General features: G+C 72.3%; 13 protein-coding genes. 7 read left to right on the top strand and 6 right to left on the bottom strand.

Annotated features, from left to right (window positions below; genetic code table 11):
• Positions 1 to 66: 66 nt before the first annotated feature.
• The 3 genes from HNR14_RS06275 (at position 67) to HNR14_RS06265 (ending at position 2,110) form a co-directional block, all read left to right on the top strand.
• The gene (locus tag HNR14_RS06275) at positions 67 to 504 is read left to right on the top strand and encodes a VOC family protein (RefSeq protein ID WP_179700352.1); all 438 of its coding nucleotides are present in this window, start codon (positions 67 to 69) and stop codon (positions 502 to 504) included.
• Positions 505 to 510: 6 nt separating this feature from the next.
• A complete protein-coding gene (locus HNR14_RS06270) occupies positions 511 to 1,152 on the top strand; it encodes a winged helix-turn-helix transcriptional regulator (protein ID WP_179700351.1) in 642 nt (213 codons plus the stop codon).
• Positions 1,153 to 1,216: 64 nt separating this feature from the next.
• On the top strand, positions 1,217 to 2,110 hold the full coding sequence (locus tag HNR14_RS06265) for a DUF5996 family protein (RefSeq protein WP_179700350.1): 894 nt from the start codon (positions 1,217 to 1,219) through the stop codon (positions 2,108 to 2,110).
• A 27-nt stretch (positions 2,111 to 2,137) separates the two neighbouring features.
• Here HNR14_RS06265 and HNR14_RS06260 read toward each other — a convergent pair whose 3' ends face one another.
• Positions 2,138 to 4,354, bottom strand: coding sequence for an alpha-galactosidase (locus tag HNR14_RS06260; protein WP_179700349.1), 2,217 nt, complete (start codon positions 4,352 to 4,354; stop codon positions 2,138 to 2,140).
• A gap of 94 nt (positions 4,355 to 4,448) precedes the next feature.
• Between HNR14_RS06260 and HNR14_RS06255 the strand changes: the two genes are divergently transcribed.
• Positions 4,449 to 5,615: an ROK family transcriptional regulator gene (locus HNR14_RS06255; RefSeq protein ID WP_179700348.1), complete on the top strand. Its 1,167-nt coding sequence runs from the start codon at positions 4,449 to 4,451 to the stop codon at positions 5,613 to 5,615.
• Positions 5,616 to 5,619: 4 nt separating this feature from the next.
• Here the strand turns inward: HNR14_RS06255 and HNR14_RS06250 are convergent, their stop codons facing one another.
• Both HNR14_RS06250 and HNR14_RS06245 read right to left on the bottom strand, forming a co-directional pair.
• Positions 5,620 to 6,456: a PfkB family carbohydrate kinase gene (locus HNR14_RS06250; RefSeq protein WP_179700347.1), complete on the bottom strand. Its 837-nt coding sequence runs from the start codon at positions 6,454 to 6,456 to the stop codon at positions 5,620 to 5,622.
• 26 nt (positions 6,457 to 6,482) lie between these two features.
• Positions 6,483 to 7,277 (bottom strand): GntR family transcriptional regulator, encoded by a 795-nt coding sequence (locus tag HNR14_RS06245; RefSeq protein ID WP_179700346.1) that lies wholly within the window; start codon positions 7,275 to 7,277, stop codon positions 6,483 to 6,485.
• A 127-nt stretch (positions 7,278 to 7,404) separates the two neighbouring features.
• On the opposite strand from HNR14_RS06245, the gene HNR14_RS06240 reads away from it, so the two are divergent.
• Genes HNR14_RS06240 through add form a run of 3 tightly spaced genes read left to right on the top strand, consistent with a single transcriptional unit; the run spans position 7,405 to position 10,778 of the window.
• Positions 7,405 to 8,823 (top strand): MFS transporter, encoded by a 1,419-nt coding sequence (locus HNR14_RS06240; protein ID WP_179700345.1) that lies wholly within the window; start codon positions 7,405 to 7,407, stop codon positions 8,821 to 8,823.
• A 24-nt stretch (positions 8,824 to 8,847) separates the two neighbouring features.
• A complete protein-coding gene (locus HNR14_RS06235) occupies positions 8,848 to 9,816 on the top strand; it encodes a nucleoside hydrolase (protein ID WP_179700344.1) in 969 nt (322 codons plus the stop codon).
• Positions 9,810 to 10,778: an adenosine deaminase gene (add, locus tag HNR14_RS06230; protein WP_179700343.1), complete on the top strand. Its 969-nt coding sequence runs from the start codon at positions 9,810 to 9,812 to the stop codon at positions 10,776 to 10,778. Before HNR14_RS06235 ends, add begins: the two co-directional genes overlap by 7 nt.
• 27 nt (positions 10,779 to 10,805) lie before the next feature.
• Here the strand turns inward: add and HNR14_RS06225 are convergent, their stop codons facing one another.
• From HNR14_RS06225 to HNR14_RS06215, 3 genes are all read right to left on the bottom strand, one after another.
• A complete protein-coding gene (locus HNR14_RS06225) occupies positions 10,806 to 11,648 on the bottom strand; it encodes an alpha/beta hydrolase (protein ID WP_179700342.1) in 843 nt (280 codons plus the stop codon).
• Between the two features lie 92 nt (positions 11,649 to 11,740).
• On the bottom strand, positions 11,741 to 13,468 hold the full coding sequence (locus HNR14_RS06220) for a long-chain-fatty-acid--CoA ligase (protein ID WP_179700341.1): 1,728 nt from the start codon (positions 13,466 to 13,468) through the stop codon (positions 11,741 to 11,743).
• 63 nt (positions 13,469 to 13,531) lie between these two features.
• Entirely contained in the window at positions 13,532 to 14,353 is an 822-nt protein-coding gene (locus tag HNR14_RS06215; protein WP_179700340.1) for a tyrosine-protein phosphatase, read from the bottom strand.
• Positions 14,354 to 14,462: the final 109 nt, after the last annotated feature.

Here is a 14,462-nt window from a genome sequence, read left to right as displayed (position 1 = left end):
CGCCCCACTTGTTTTTTGCAAGTATCGGTCTCGACAGCACATCAGAACCCGTCGAAGGAGACCATGATGACCGCGATGTTCGTCAACCTGCCGGTGACCGACCTGGAGCGCGCGAAGGCGTTCTACACGGCGCTCGGCTTCACCATCAACCCGCTCTTCACCGACCACAACGCGGCCTGCGTCGTCGTCGAGGAGGACCACAGCTACTTCATGATCCTCGTGCGCGAGTTCTTCCAGACCTTCACCGACCTGCCCATCGGCGACCCGGCCGCGAACCCCTCCGTCTCGACCGCGATCTTCCTCGACTCCCGCGAGGAGGTCGACAAGGCCGTCGCGGACGGCGTCGCCGCCGGTGGATCCGAGCCGCGCCCCGCCGCCGACTACGGCTTCATGTACCAGCGCCAGCTCGCCGACCCGGACGGCAACCTGCTCGAGTTCGGCTGGATGGACCCGACCGCCGCCCAGCAGGGCCCCGAGGCCGCCGTCGCGAACCAGCAGGCCTGAGGTCCGATGGCCGCACGCGACTACGGGCAGTACTGCGGCGTCACGCGGGCCGTCGAGCTCGTGGGCGAACGCTGGGCGCTGCTCATCATCCGCGACCTGCTCGTCGGGCCGCGCCGCTACGGCGAGCTCGCCGCGGGCCTCCCGCGCATCCCGAGCAACATCCTGGCGGCGCGGCTCAAAGAGCTGCAGGAGGCGGGGATCATCCGCCGGGCGCCGCGCTCGCGCGTGATCGTCTACGAGCTCACGCCGTACGGCCGCGAGCTCGAGCCGGTCGTGCTCGCGCTCGGCGCCTGGGGGTTCAAAGCGATGGGCGACCCGCGGGAGGAGCAGATCGTCACGCCGGACTCCATGACGATGGCGCTCCGCACCGCCTTCCGCCCGCAGATCGCCGCGGAGCTCCCCACGACCGTCTACGGTGCGCATTTCGGCGCCGCCGAGCTGCTCATCCGCGTGGACGGCCCGACCCTCGACGTTGCTCGCGGGGACGGCCCCGCCGACCTGGCGTTCTCCGCCGGTCCTGGCATCCGCCGCCTCATCTCCGGCGAGCTCGCGCCGACCGCCGCGATCGAGGCCGGGGTGGTGGAAGTGCTGCACGGCCGAGGCGACCTGCTCGGCCGGTTCGCGGACACCTTCCACCTCGCCGCCTGACGACTCGACAAACGGAGGGACCGCGCGCGGTCCGCGTCCGTCACACTGGGTGACGGAGGTCGAGATGGAGAAGCGCGGAGAATCGTGGCCGTCCCTGGAGGTGGAGGCCTGGGCCCCCACCCGGGAGACGCTGCACATGTGGCTGCAGATCATCGGGAAGCTGCGGATGGTCGGCTCGCCGTTCCTGAACCACTGGTGGCACGTGACGCTCTCGCTGAGCGCGCGCGGCCTCTCGACCGGCCCGATCCCGCTCGACGGCGTCATCCTCGACATCGAGTTCGATTTCGTCGACCACCGGCTCGTGCTGCGGACGAGCGAGGGAGGCCGGGAGGAGATCGCGCTGCAGCCGATGACGGTGGCCGAGTTCTACCGGCTCGCCTTCGAAGCGCTCGGCCGGCTCGGCGTCGAGCTCGAGATCCATCCGACGCCGAACGAGGTGGACCCGGCGATCCCGTTCCCGACCGACGTCGAGCACCGCTCGTACGAGCCGGAGCAGGTGCACGCGTTCTGGCGGCAGCTCATCCGCGCCGACGGCGTGCTGCGCCGCCTGCGGGCCGAGTTCCGCGGCAAGGCCAGCCCGGTCCATCTCTTCTGGGGCGCGCTCGACATCGCGACGACCCGGTTCTCCGGGCGGCCCGCCCCGCTGCACCCGGGCGGTGTGCCGAACTGCCCCGACCGCGTCATGATCGAGGGCTACTGCGACGAGATCAGCAGCTCGGGCTTCTGGCCCGGGGGCGGCCGCGAGGGCGCGTTCTACTCGTACGCGTATCCCGAGCCGGAGGGATATGCGCAGACGACGGTCCCGGGAGGCGCGTACTACGACCACGCGCTGGGGGAGTTCGTCCTGCCCTACGAGGTGGTGCGGCAGTCGTCGGACCCGACCGCGCTCGCGCTGGAGTTCCTGCGGGTCACGACAGCGGCCGCCGCGCGGCTGGCGGACTGGCCGCAGGAGGGCTGACGGAAGCGCCGCGCCGAGCCGACCGCGTCAGGCCACCCGGACGAGGTCGAACAGCATCGCCTGCTGCGGTGCGAGCGTCGGCAGCGGAACGCCGACGATCCCGAGCACCGAGCCGGGGAGCGTGATGCCCTCCGCCGTCAGCGCCGCGGCGAGCCACTCGGGGTCGGAGCTCTGGTGCCGGCGTGCCGTCCCGAACTCGTCCCGGATGCGCACCGAGTAGCGCGCGGCCGCATCGAGACCGGGGAAACGGACGCGTCCCGACTGGCCGGCGGCCGAGGTCGCGAGCCGCGCCCAGGTGTGGATGGCGCGGCTGCTGTCCTGCGCGACGATGCCGGTGAGCACGGTCGCCTCGTCGGCGAGGTCGGCGTTGACGACGCGGCCGCGGTGGATGAGGTCGCGCAGTTCGCGGTACACCGCACCCCAACGCGCGATGGTCTCCAGTTCGACGTCATCGGCCTCCTGCAGGTCCCACTCGATGCCGGCGTGGGCGGTGAGGGAGACGATCAGCCGGAACGAGAGGTCGGTGCGCCGGGACGTGGTGTGCGAGCGCTCCGCGCCGAGGTGCGAGCCGATGAGCTCCGGCGGCACGAGCATCCGGGTCCAACGCTCGATCTGCAGGCGCTCGACGGGGTCGTTGCAGTCGGAGGCCCAGATGCGGTCCGTGCGGTCGAGGATGCCGAGGTCGACCCGGCCGCCGCCTCCCGAGCAGGTCTCGATCTCGAGCCCGGGGTGCCGCTCGCGCAGCGCGTCGAGCATCCGGTAGAGCGCGCGGGTCTGCTCGTGGACCGCGGGACGGTCGTTGCCCGACCGGCCGCTCACGGCCTCCGACAGGTCGCGGTTGTGGTCCCACTTGATGTAGTCGACGCCGTACTCCTCGACGATCGCGCTGATGCGGTCGAGCACGAGGTCGTAGGCCTGCGTGCGCGTCAGATCGAGCACGTACTGGTCGCGCGCCGTGGCGCCGAGGCCCGCACGCGGTCCGAGCACCCAGTCGGGGTGGAGGCGGGCCAGATCGGAGTCGAGGTTGATCATCTCGGGCTCGAACCAGATCCCGAACTGCATGCCGTGCGAGCGGACCCGGTCGACGAGCGGTGCCAGGCCCTCCGGCCACACCGCGCGGTCGACGAACCAGTCGCCGAGACCGGCGTTCGCCGCCCGTCGGCCGTGGAACCAGCCGTCGTCGAGCACGACGCGCTCCACGCCGACCCGGGCCGCGCGCTCGACCAGCGCGGAGAGCCGGTCGAGGTCGTGGTCGAAGTAGACGGCCTCCCACGAGTTCAGGGTGAGGGGCCGCGGAGTCGCGGGATGCGACGGCCGGGCCCGCAGCCGGCGATGGAGGCGGTCGGCGACGCCGTCGAGACCGTCGCCCGACCAGACGAACAGGGCGGTCGGCGCGTCGTACCGGTCGCCGGGCGCGAGCAGGATCTCGCCCGGGCGCAGAGCCTCCCCGGCGCCGAGGACCGAGGAGAACGCGCCGGCGCCCTCGGGAAGCCTCTCGACGACGTACTCGCTGTCGCCGCTCCAGGCGAGGTGGGTCGCCCAGGCCTCGCCCGTGCCGAACGCCAGGTCGCTCGTGCCGGCGACGACGAGGAAGGGGGAGTCGTGGCCCGGCTTGCCGCGCCGCGTGCGCCGCAGGTGCGTCCCGGAGAAGATCGCACCGCGCTGCGGGGAGCGCTCGCGGCACCACTTGCCGTTGAAGTCGAGGATGTCGACCGCGCGCTCGGGCAGGGGGAGGAGCACGCGCAGGGCGTCCAGCTCGTACGGCGCTGCGGTGGCGGTCGCATCGAGCAGCGCCTCATCGCGGACGACGGAGACGTCGACGGCGAGCACGCCGAACCGGTCGAGGGCGAGCGCCATCGTCGACCGCAGCCCGGTGATCTCGTCCACCAGGTCGATCTCGATCAGGCCGCCGCCGTCGCCGTCCACGCCGTCGACGCGGTGCCGCACCGCCACCGCACGCGGGCGCGGTGTGGTCGCGGAACCGGCGGCGTGACCCTCCTGCGCGGGCGTTCCCGCCCATCCCTCGTACTCGGTCGCCCACAGGCTGAACGCCCGTGGGACGTCCGGAGCGTTGTTGAGCACGGCCGGCGCGCCTGTGACGCGCAGGGCGTCGGCGGCGACCGGGTCGAGGGGGCCGAGATCCGCACCCCAGTGCAGCACCCGGGGCACGGGCCCGGCCGCATCGATGACGAGGGATGCGCCTGCCGCGCGCAGCAGGAGAACGGCGCCGGAGCCGTCGAGCATGGTGGGCTCCTCGGGGAGACGGATTACTTGACAGTGTAAATTAACCACGGCTACGGTGTGTGCGGCAACCCCCTCACGAGAAGCGGTGCAGCACATGGACGACGAGACGCGGGCCCGGACGGCGCTGCTCCGCTCCTCCTCCGACGCGGCCGCGCGCGTGTTCGGAACGATCCTCACCCGCAGCCCGATCAGCCGCATCGAGGTCGCCCGCCGGACGGGACTGTCGCAGGCGGCCGTCACGAAGGCGGTCGCGCCCCTCGTCGCTGCGGGGCTGGTCGACGACTCGCTCGAGGCGACGCCCACCGGCCTCCCGGGCCGCCCGGTCAGCCCGGTCGCCGTGGTGCCAGAGGCCCTCGTCGTCGCCGGGGTGAAGGTGAATGCGGACGAGCTCGTCGGCGTCGTCACCGACCTCACCGACCGCGTCGTCGCCGCCGAGCGGGTGCCGCTGGCATCAGCGGAGCCCGCTGCGGTCATCGACGCGATCGCCGGCCTCTGCGCACACCTGCAGACCGCCATCGGCCGGCTCGGCTCGCGGATGGCCCGCGTCGGCGTCGCCGTCTCGGGCGATGTCGACACCGCGAGCGGCGTGGTGCGCGACTCGGTCCTGATGGGCTGGCGCGACGTCGGGCTCGGCGCCGCGCTCTCCGCACGGCTGTCGCAGGAGGTCCTCGTCGAGAACGACGTGCGCGCCCTCACCATCGGTGAGCACTGGTTCGGCGTCGGGCTCGGGACCGCCTCCTTCGCCATCGTGACGATCGGGCGCGGCATCGGCAGCGGCCTCCACCTCAACGGGGAGGTCGTCGCGGGCGCGTACGGCGTCGCCGGGGAGATCGGCCACCTGCCGCTCGCCGCTCCCGACCGCCTCTGCGCCTGCGGCCGTCGTGGCTGCGTCGAGGCGGTCGCGGCGACCGGCGCGATCGTGGAGGCCGTCTCGGCCGCGCACGGCCGGCCGGTCCCGATCGAGGAGGCGGTCGCCCTTGGCCGCGCGGGCGACCCGGCCGCCGTCGCGGTCTTCGCGGAGGCGGGCCGCGTGATCGGGGCGGCCATCGCGAGCCTCGTCAACCTCGTCGGTCCAGAGCTCGTGATCATCGGCGGCGAGGGTGTCGCCGCCATCGACCTGCTCGAGGGTGCGCTCCGCACCTCCTACGCCGAGCACGCGTTCGGCTCTGCCGGCCGGTGCCGCATCGAGGTGCGCCCGCACACCTTCGAGGACTGGGCGCGCGGCGCCGCGGCCTCCGCGATCCGGTCGCTCCTGGTCTAGGCCGTCACGCCGTGTATGCGGCCAGCGGCGAGAACGGCGGCTGGCTGCCGGGATGCGCGACCGCGGCGGCGCCGACCGCGCACGCCGCGCGCAGGGCCTCCTCGGGCGTCGCGCCCGCGGTGAGCGCCATCGTCAGCGCGGCGCAGAACGCATCGCCGGCGCCGACCGTGTTGACCGGCTGCACGCGCACGGCGGGCACGCGGGCGACCTCGGTCCCCTTCTCGTAGAGGGCGGCGCCCTCGCCCCCGTACGTGACGGCGACCCGCTCGGCCCTCGCGAGCTCGGGCATCAGCGCGTACTCCGACTCGTTGACGATGAACAGGTCGACGCGCTCGATGAGCTCGACGGGGAGGGGGCGGGCCGGGGCCGCGTTCAGGGCGAGGAAGGCACGGGTGCGTGCCGCGAGCTCGAGGACGAGTTCGAGCTCGACCTCCAGCTGGGCGAGGACCACCTCGTCGTCCGCCACCTCGACGCCCGCGAGGGAGACCTCGGCGTTGGCGCCGGGGCAGACGACGATCTGGTTCTCACCGTCGTGGTCGACCGCGATGAGGGCGGTCCCGGTCGCGGCGGCCACCGTCCGCACATCGCCGACGTCGACGCCGGCCTCCCGCAGCTCGTCGAGCATCCACGCGCCGTCCGCGTCGTCGCCCACGGCGCCGACCATACGCACGCGCGCGCCGAGCCGGCTCGCGGCCGCCGCCTGATTGGCGCCTTTGCCGCCCGCGTGGCGCTGGAGGAGCCCCCCGCCGATCGTCTCGCCCGGCGTGGGGAGGCGGTCGGCGATGGCGGTGATGTCGACGTTGATGCTCCCGACGACGACGAGGGGACGGAGGTCGTGCACGGTAGGGCCTTTCGGGTCGGCGTCGGTCAGGAGACCGAGGCGGTGGACTGCATGACCGTGAGCTGGCCAACGTGCGACGACGTGATGCACTTCGCGAGGTAGAGCGGCGTGCCGGCCCGCTCGGCCACCTGCGTCAGCACGAGCACCGAGTCGGCGGGGTCGATCCCGAGCAGCTTGGCGCGCGTCTTGCCCGCGACGCTCGCGGCGATCTGGCAGACCGCGGAGTCGAACTGCGGCCCGCGCCGGGCCGTGAGCGAGGCGAGCAGGGAGGCGGGAAGGGCCGCGGCCTCCTGCAGGTCGGAGGCGATGGCGGGGCTGACATCGCTCAGATACTTGCCGGCCGGGAGGTGCTCCTGCAGGATCGCGATCGGCTCGCCGTCGCGGCGCACGAGCGACTCCCGGAACCACGTGTTCGCCGCGGAGTCGAGCGCGAGCTTGGTCGAGACGAAGTCGGTCGTCTGCTGCAGCTCGAACTCGAGGACCTCGACCTCGACGGGCGCCCCCGACTCGCTGAGCGCGACGTCGAAGGGCTGGAAGAGCTCGAGCCCGGAGCGGGGGATGGCGTCGGCGACGAAGCGCCCGACCCCGCGCCGGGTGCGGATCAGGCCGTCCTCCTCCAGCAGCATCAGGGCCTCGCGCACCGGAGTGCGGCTGATGCCCAGCTGCTCGGCGAGCTCGGTCTCGCGGGGGAGCATGGCGCCCAGCGGGAACACACCGGACCGGATGCCGTCGGCGAGCCGTGAGTACACGGCGACCCGCAGCGGCTGCCCGGCGGGCGTCATCAGTCGCTCGCCCAGGAATTCTTCCGTCGTGATCGTCATCGCCGCTCCTCGCATCGTCCGCCCATTCAAGCACCGGCCGACCGCTGTTTGCAAATGTTGTACCGGAGAGGTATAACTTCCTACTACCTGGCCGGAAGTCCTCCGGCGTCTCTGACATTGGAGTCACATGAGTCACCCGAACCTCTCGACCGCCGCAGCTCCGGCCGCGTCCGCGTCGCCCACTCTCAGAGGCGGCCGCGCGGTCGGCCTCGTCGTCACGCTGGTCCTCGGCGTGCTGTCGTACCAGCTCAACGCGAGCATGCTGTCGCCCGCCCTTCCCGACATGGCGAAGGAGCTGAACGTCGACGTCGGCTCGGTCTCCCAGGTCACCTCGCTGTTCTTCCTCGCGGGCTCGATCGGAGGCGTCGTCCTGTCGCGCTGGAGCGACTTCGTCGGCCGTCGACGGTCGCTCATCATCGTGCTGGCGATCCTCGCGGTCGGCACCCTGCTCTGCATCTTCGCGCCGAACCTGCCGATCCTCCTCGTGGGCCGCGTGCTCCAGGGGGCGTCGAGCGCCGCGTTCCAGCTGGCGTACATCATCCTGAGCGAGTCGCTCAGCGCCAAGATCTTCGGCACCACCCTCGGGATCATCACGGCGGTCAACGGCGGCGTCGGCGGTCTCGACGGCTGGGTCGGCGGTCTGCTGACGGACAACTTCGGCTTCCGCTCGGTGTTCGTCGTGATCTTCGTCTTCGGGATCGTCGCCCTGCTGGCCGTGATCGTCGTCGTGCCACGCGGTGGGCGACCGACGCCGACGGGCACGATGGACTGGTGGGGCGCCGCCGCGCTGTCCGTGGCCCTGATCGGCCTGACCTACTTCGTCTCGAACGGCTCCTCGCTGGGCTGGGTCGCCCCGCTCACGCTCGTGTTCCTCGCCGTCGGGGTGGTCGCCTTCGTGGCGTTCTGGCTGATCGAGAAGCGGCGCACCTCGCCCCTGATCGCGGTCGAGCACCTCCGTTCGCGCCAGGTGTGGCCGGTCATCGTCACGACGGTCCTGACGCTGTCGGGCATCTTCGCGGTGATCAACTTCACCGTCGTGCTGCTGAGCCAGAACGCCGAGATCGGCTTCGGACTCGACGCGGCCACATCGGCGCTGCTCTTCCTCACCCCGGCCGCCCTGATCGGCGTCTTCGCCGCCCCGCTCTCCGGCTGGCTCGCGGGACGCGCGGGCTGGCTCCGCATCCTGCGCATCGGGCTGCTGCTGAGCACGATCGCGCTCATCGTCATCGCGTTCGTCCCGACCAACCAGGGTCTCGTGCTCGCTGCGGTCGCCTTCCTCGGGATCACCTACAACGGCCTCGTGCTGACGACCGTCAACGGCCTGGGCGTGCTGCTCTCGCCCCCGGACGCGCCGGCGGCGCTGCCCGGCCTGAACGGAGCGGCCTTCGGCATCGGCGCCAGCCTCGGCATCGGCATCGTCGCCCCGTTCGCGGCCTCCGGCTCGCTCGGCGGGGTCACGACGGCCCTCTGGATCTCCGTGGTCATCACCGTCCTGGCCCTCATCACCAGCCTGCTCATCCGCCCCCGCGCCGGCCAGCGCATCTGACACCCGAACCACCGAAAGAAGAGCATGAGCACCACCGATCAGCGCCTCCCCGTCTACCTCGACTGCGACACCGGGATCGACGACTCCCTCGCCCTCGCCTACCTGCTCGCCGCGCCCGGCGTCGACCTCGTCGGCGTCGGCACCGTGAGCGGCAACACCAGCGCCTCCCAGGCTGCGAGGAACACCCTCGACCTGCTCGCGCTGGCGGGGCGCGAGGGCGTCCCGGTCGCGCAGGGGGCGGAGGACTGGTCGACTCGGGCGTTCGGCGGCGGCGTGCCGCACATCCACGGCTGGAACGGCGTCGGCGGAGTGGAGCTGCCGCGTGGCGCGGGGGAGGTGGCCGGCGAGTCCGCGACTGACCTCCTCCTCCGGCTCTCGCGCGAGCACGAGGGCGAGCTGCGCCTCGTCACCGTCGGGCCGCTGACCAACATCGCCATCGCGCTCGAGGCCGATCCGGGTCTGGCCCAGCGGGTGAAGGACGTGACGATCATGGGAGGAGCGGCCCTCGTGCCCGGCAACGTATCCGCCGTCGCCGAGGCGAACATCTGGAACGACCCCGAGGCCGCGGGGATCGTGCTCGAGGCCGACTGGGACATCACCCTGGTGCCGCTCGACGTCACCCTGGAGAACACGCTGGACGAGTCCGACCGCGCCCGCCTGCTGGGCTCGGAGGTGCCGCTGGCGGTCGCGCTGGGGCAGATGCTCGACCACTACTTCGACTTCTACGTCGACTTCTACGGGAGCCGCAGCTGCGCCCTCCACGATCCGCTGGCCGCCGCGATCGCCGTGGGCGGCGTGGTCCCGACGGTGGCGCCCGCCGTCGCGGTGGAGGTCGACGAGACCGAGGGCCCGGGACGGGGTCAGACCATCTGCGATCTGCGGGGGCAGCGCCTCGGCCCGGTCGACCAGCCGGGAGCCCGGACGCGTGTGGTGCTCGGCACGGACCGTCCGCTCGGGCCGCACCTGATCGAGCTGCTCACGACCGCATGCTGATCAACCTGCACACCCACCTCGAGGGGCGGGTCCGGCCGAGCACGGCGGCGGCCCTGGCGCCGGCCGCCGGGCTCGACGCCGGGATCGACTGGCAGCGGGCGCTCGAACTCGACGCGCCCTCGGACCTGACGGACTACCTGGCCAAGGTGTCGTCCTCCTATCCCTTCTTCGGGAGCCGCGCCTCCCTCACCCGCATCGCGAGGGAGGCGGTCGAGGACGCGCACGCGGACGGCCAGAGCTATCTCGAGCTGCGCTTCGGGCCCGCGACGCACGTCCGGGACGGCTTCGGCCTGACCGACGTGATCGCCGCCGTGTGCGAGGGGGTGAAGCAGGGGATCGCCATCACCGGGATGCCGGCGGGAGTCGTGGTCGCCGCACTCCGCCTGCACGACGCGGAGATCAACGAGGCCGTCGCGCGGGCCGCCGCACGCTTCGCCGGGGACGGCGTCGTGGGCTTCGACCTGGCCGGTGACGAGGCGCGCTTCCCCGACCTGCACGCCTTCGCGGGGGCGTTCGCCATCGCTCGGGCGGCCGGCCTCGGCCTGACCAGCCACGCGGCGGAGGCTGCTCCCGCGCAGGCGGCGCTCGACGCGATAGAGCTCCTCGGCGTCAGCCGCATCGGGCACGGCGCGCACGTCGCCGACGACGCTGAGGTGCTGGCGCGCATCGTCGACGCCGGCGTGGCGATCGAGGTGTGCCCGACGTCGAACCTCTACACCGGTGCCGTCACCTCGCTTGCCGCGCATCCGGCGGGCCGGTTCCGCGAAGCGGGCGTCGCGGTGGTCCTCGGCGACGACAACCCGCGGCAGACCGGCGCGCCGTTGTCACGCGAGCATGCGCTCCTGGCGGACACGCTCGGTTTCGACGCGACCGCCCTGCGCCGGCTCGCCGACGACAGCATCCGCGTGGGCTTCATGGAGGAGCACGTCCGCTCGGCGCTCGCCGTGCTGCGCGCCGGCTGACGGCGCGGCACGACGGCGACGCACGCGCTACCCGCTGTGCCGCTGCACGAACTCGAGCGCCTCGTCCGCGACCTCCCGCCATCCCGAGTCGATGACGAGCGAGTGCCCGCGGCCCGGCACGACGATCAGCTCGGTGACCCCGGGGTTCTTCTGCTGGATCTTGAACTCGTTCTCGACGACCGCCTGCGGCACCGTGTGGTCGTCGCCGCCGGCGATGAGCAGGAGCGGGCCGCGGTCGTGGTTGTCGGTGATGACCTTGGTCTCGGCGAACGGGTTGAAGTTGGCGGTCGCGGCCTGGAAGATCGGCACGGCGGAGGCGGGCACGTGGAACTTCTCGTAGAGGGCCTTGCCCTCCTCCTCCGAGACCGCGTTGGTCCAGCCGTAGGCGAACTGCTCGTACGTGAGCGTGACGCCGTGCTTCGTGCGGTTGAAGGTCAGGAGCGCGGGCGCACCGGCTTTGAGGGCCGACGGCGGGAGGGCGGTGACGCCCTTGAACTGCGCCGGGTCGATGGCGACGGTGACCGCGTTCTTCGCCTCGCCGGCGAGCTTCTGCGCGATGAGCCCGCCGAAACTGTGCCCGATGACGACCGGCGCCTGATCGAGCGCGTCGATGGCCTCGGCGTAGTGGTCGGTGACCTGCCGCACCATCTTGCCGGCGAAGACGTCCGGATCGGCCTTGGCCTGCTCCACCGTCTCGGGATCGTCGGGCCACCCCGGTGCGATGGTGGCGTATCCCTGGTCTTCGAAGAGGTCGCGCCAGGGCTGCCAGCTGCTGGAGAGCAGCCACAGGCCGTGCACGAACACGACGGGCGTGCGCCCGGAGGTGTTGGCGGCCTCGATCTCGTCGAGTTCCGTGGGGGTGAGGGTCATCGCGCGACTCCGTTCGTCTGTGAGAGTGCTTTCGCGCGAACGGTACCGGGTGCGAGGGGGTCGTGGGGAGGGGGAAACCGCCGGGCCGCCCGTCAGCCGCGATCCAGCCCCGCGAGGATCTCCTCGCGCACCGTCCGCCGGAGGACCTTTCCCACCAGCGATCGCGGCAGTTCGTCGACCTGCACGAACCGCTTGGGGATCTTGTAGGCCGCGAGATGCGCCCGGCAGTAGTCACGCAGGGCTCCGGGGTCCACGGTGATCCCCTCGTTCATGACGACGGCGGCGACCACGTCCTCGCCGCCCGATCCGCGGGGCAGACCGACGACGGCGGCGGCGCTGACGTCCGGGTGGGAGGCGAGGGTCTGCTCCACCTCGCTCGGGCTGACGTTGAAGCCGCCGGTGACGATGAGCTCCTTGATCCGGTCGATGATGGTCACGAACCCGTCCTCCGAGACGGTCACGATGTCGCCGGTCCGCAACCAGCCGCCGTCCAGGAGCGCCGCACGCGTGTCGTCGGGGCGCCGCCAGTAGCCGTGGAAGACCTGCGGTCCGCGGATCAGCAGTTCGCCCGGTTCGCCGGAAGGGACGTCGACGGTCACGTCGGCGGGGTCGACGACGCGGATGTCAGTGCTCGGGAACGGCACGCCGACGGTGCCGGGCCGCCGCGACGGCCCCATCGGGTTGCCGAGGGCGATCGGGGAGGCCTCCGTCATCCCGTAGCCCTCGACGAGGAGGCCGCCGGTCGTCTCCTCCCAGCGGGTCACGGTGGAGACCGGGAGGCTCATCGCGCCCGAGATGGCGTACCGGATCCTGCTGAGGTCCAGCCTCTTCGGCTGGGCCGCGCGGGCCAGCGCGTCGTAGATCGGCGGGACGGCGGGGAGGAAGGTCGGAGGCGACGTCCGCGCGGCCGCGATCACCAGGTCGACGTCGAAGGTCGGGAAGAGCACGACGCGCGCGCCGATGCTGAGAGCGGTGGTGAGACAGAGGGTCAGGCCGTAGGCGTGGAACAGCGGCAGGATGCCGTAGAAGACCTCGCCGCCCTCCCGGAGCCCCGGAACCCAGGCCCTGCCCTGCGCCGCGTTGGCGACGAGGTTGCCGTGGGAGAGGATCGCCCCCTTCGGCGTGCCCGTCGTGCCGCTCGTGTACTGCAGGAGCGCGGCATCCCCGACCCGCGGGCGCGGCGTGCGGCGCGGGAGGGGCCGGTGGGCGACGAGCTGTTCCCAGCGGACCACCCGCTTCGCCGTCGGGGTGGAGGTCATCGCGGCTCGTGCCGTGCGGGCGCGGCGCAGCGGCAGGCGGAGGGCGGCGCGTTTCCCGAACGGCAGGGCGCGCGTGATGTCGACGGAGATCACCCGCTCGGGCGCGGCGTCGGCGGGGAGACCCGCGATCATGTCGGTCGCCTTGTCCCAGACGATGGCGACCTTCGCGCCGTGGTCCTCGAACTGATGCCGGAGCTCGCGTGCCGTGTAGAGCGGGTTGTGCTCGACGACGATCGCGCCCAGCCGGACGACGGCGTAGAAGGCGATCACGTGCTGCGGGCAGTTCGGCAGCACGAGGGCGACCCGATCGCCGGCGGTGACGCCGAGCTTGCGGAGTCCGTTCGCCGCTCGGGCGACCTGATCCCCGAGCTCGCCGTATGTCGTCGTGCGACCGAAGAACTCCAGCGCCCCGCGCCGTCCGAACCGGCGCACGGACGCGTCGAGCGTATCGACGAGCGTGGTCGTGACGGGAGGGATGTCGTGGGGGACCCCCTCGGCGTAGGAGGTGAGCCAGGGGCGGGCTGCCCGGGCGCCGGGTCGATCCGGGGAAGGGGGCGTCATGGCCTCACCGTAGGCCTCCCACCTGGCGATCCCCCGCGTGCGGAGGACGCCCGGGTGGCCGGATCACTCCGGCGGGGTCCGCTCCTGGCGGAGCGCCCCGCGCACGCTCGCGAGCTCCGCGTCGGTGAGGCCGCCGGAGCGCAGGTAACCGGCGGCGTCGCCGTGGTTCGCGTCGACCCAGTCGAGCGCGGCGGTGATCGCCGAGGCCGGGGACTTCGTCGCGAGCGTCTCCAGGCGCGGCACGAGCGGGATGCCGAGCTGCGTGATGAGGCCGGTCAGCGCGTCGGCGAAGGCGCCCGCCAGGTTGGCCTGCGTGAGCTCGTAGTCCGCGACGATCGCGTCGCGATCCGCCCCGGCGATCGAGAGCAGCAGGGCCGCGGCGATGCCGGTGCGGTCCTTGCCGGCGGTGCAGTGGAACAGCACCGCGGGGCGCTCGGTGCCGACGGATTCGGCGACCGCGCGGGCGACCTGGGCGAACTGCGGGGCGCTGCTCTGCAGGATGGCGACGTAGAGCTCCTCCAGGGTCGGGATCTGCTCGACGAGGGCGGCGATCTGCTCCTGGCTTAGGGCGGCGCGGTCGCCGGAGGGGAGGAGCTGCTTCACCAGCTCGTCCATCGCGCCGCCCAGGATGGACAGCTCGACCAGCCGCGTCTCGCCGCCAGCAGGCAGCACGTCCGGGGCGCGCAGGCGTTCGCTGTCGGTGCGGAGATCGATGGCCGTGCCGATCCGCAGATCGAGGAGGGCTTGCACGCCCGCGGGGGTCAGCGTCGCCAGGGCATCCGAGCGGTACACGACTCCCGGCGCGACCACGGCGCCCCCGTCGAGGGTGATGCCGCCCAGGTCGCGGGCGTTGTGCGTGCCGTCGATCACCGATGTCAGTTCCATGCGTTCCTCCAGGCCTGCGTGTGGGATGAGGATATCAACGGCGAATGGTGCGACCGAAACCTCTCATGACCGGGGAATTAAATCGGGAACCCGCGAGATGTGACCAAAG

This window comes from Leifsonia naganoensis (assembly GCF_013410615.1).
Classification (GTDB): domain Bacteria; phylum Actinomycetota; class Actinomycetes; order Actinomycetales; family Microbacteriaceae; genus Leifsonia; species Leifsonia aquatica.
This window is presented reverse-complemented; position numbering and strand designations above follow the sequence as displayed.

Coding starts and splice junctions, on each gene's coding strand:
- HNR14_RS06275 (WP_179700352.1), top strand. CDS start 67: ATGACCGCGATGTTCGTCAACCTGCCGGTGACCGACCTGGAGCGCGCG.
- HNR14_RS06270 (WP_179700351.1), top strand. CDS start 511: ATGGCCGCACGCGACTACGGGCAGTACTGCGGCGTCACGCGGGCCGTC.
- HNR14_RS06265 (WP_179700350.1), top strand. CDS start 1,217: ATGGAGAAGCGCGGAGAATCGTGGCCGTCCCTGGAGGTGGAGGCCTGG.
- HNR14_RS06260 (WP_179700349.1), bottom strand. CDS start 4,354: ATGCTCGACGGCTCCGGCGCCGTTCTCCTGCTGCGCGCGGCAGGCGCA.
- HNR14_RS06255 (WP_179700348.1), top strand. CDS start 4,449: ATGGACGACGAGACGCGGGCCCGGACGGCGCTGCTCCGCTCCTCCTCC.
- HNR14_RS06245 (WP_179700346.1), bottom strand. CDS start 7,277: ATGACGATCACGACGGAAGAATTCCTGGGCGAGCGACTGATGACGCCC.
- HNR14_RS06240 (WP_179700345.1), top strand. CDS start 7,405: ATGAGTCACCCGAACCTCTCGACCGCCGCAGCTCCGGCCGCGTCCGCG.
- HNR14_RS06235 (WP_179700344.1), top strand. CDS start 8,848: ATGAGCACCACCGATCAGCGCCTCCCCGTCTACCTCGACTGCGACACC.
- add (WP_179700343.1), top strand. CDS start 9,810: ATGCTGATCAACCTGCACACCCACCTCGAGGGGCGGGTCCGGCCGAGC.
- HNR14_RS06225 (WP_179700342.1), bottom strand. CDS start 11,648: ATGACCCTCACCCCCACGGAACTCGACGAGATCGAGGCCGCCAACACC.
- HNR14_RS06220 (WP_179700341.1), bottom strand. CDS start 13,468: ATGACGCCCCCTTCCCCGGATCGACCCGGCGCCCGGGCAGCCCGCCCC.
- HNR14_RS06215 (WP_179700340.1), bottom strand. CDS start 14,353: ATGGAACTGACATCGGTGATCGACGGCACGCACAACGCCCGCGACCTG.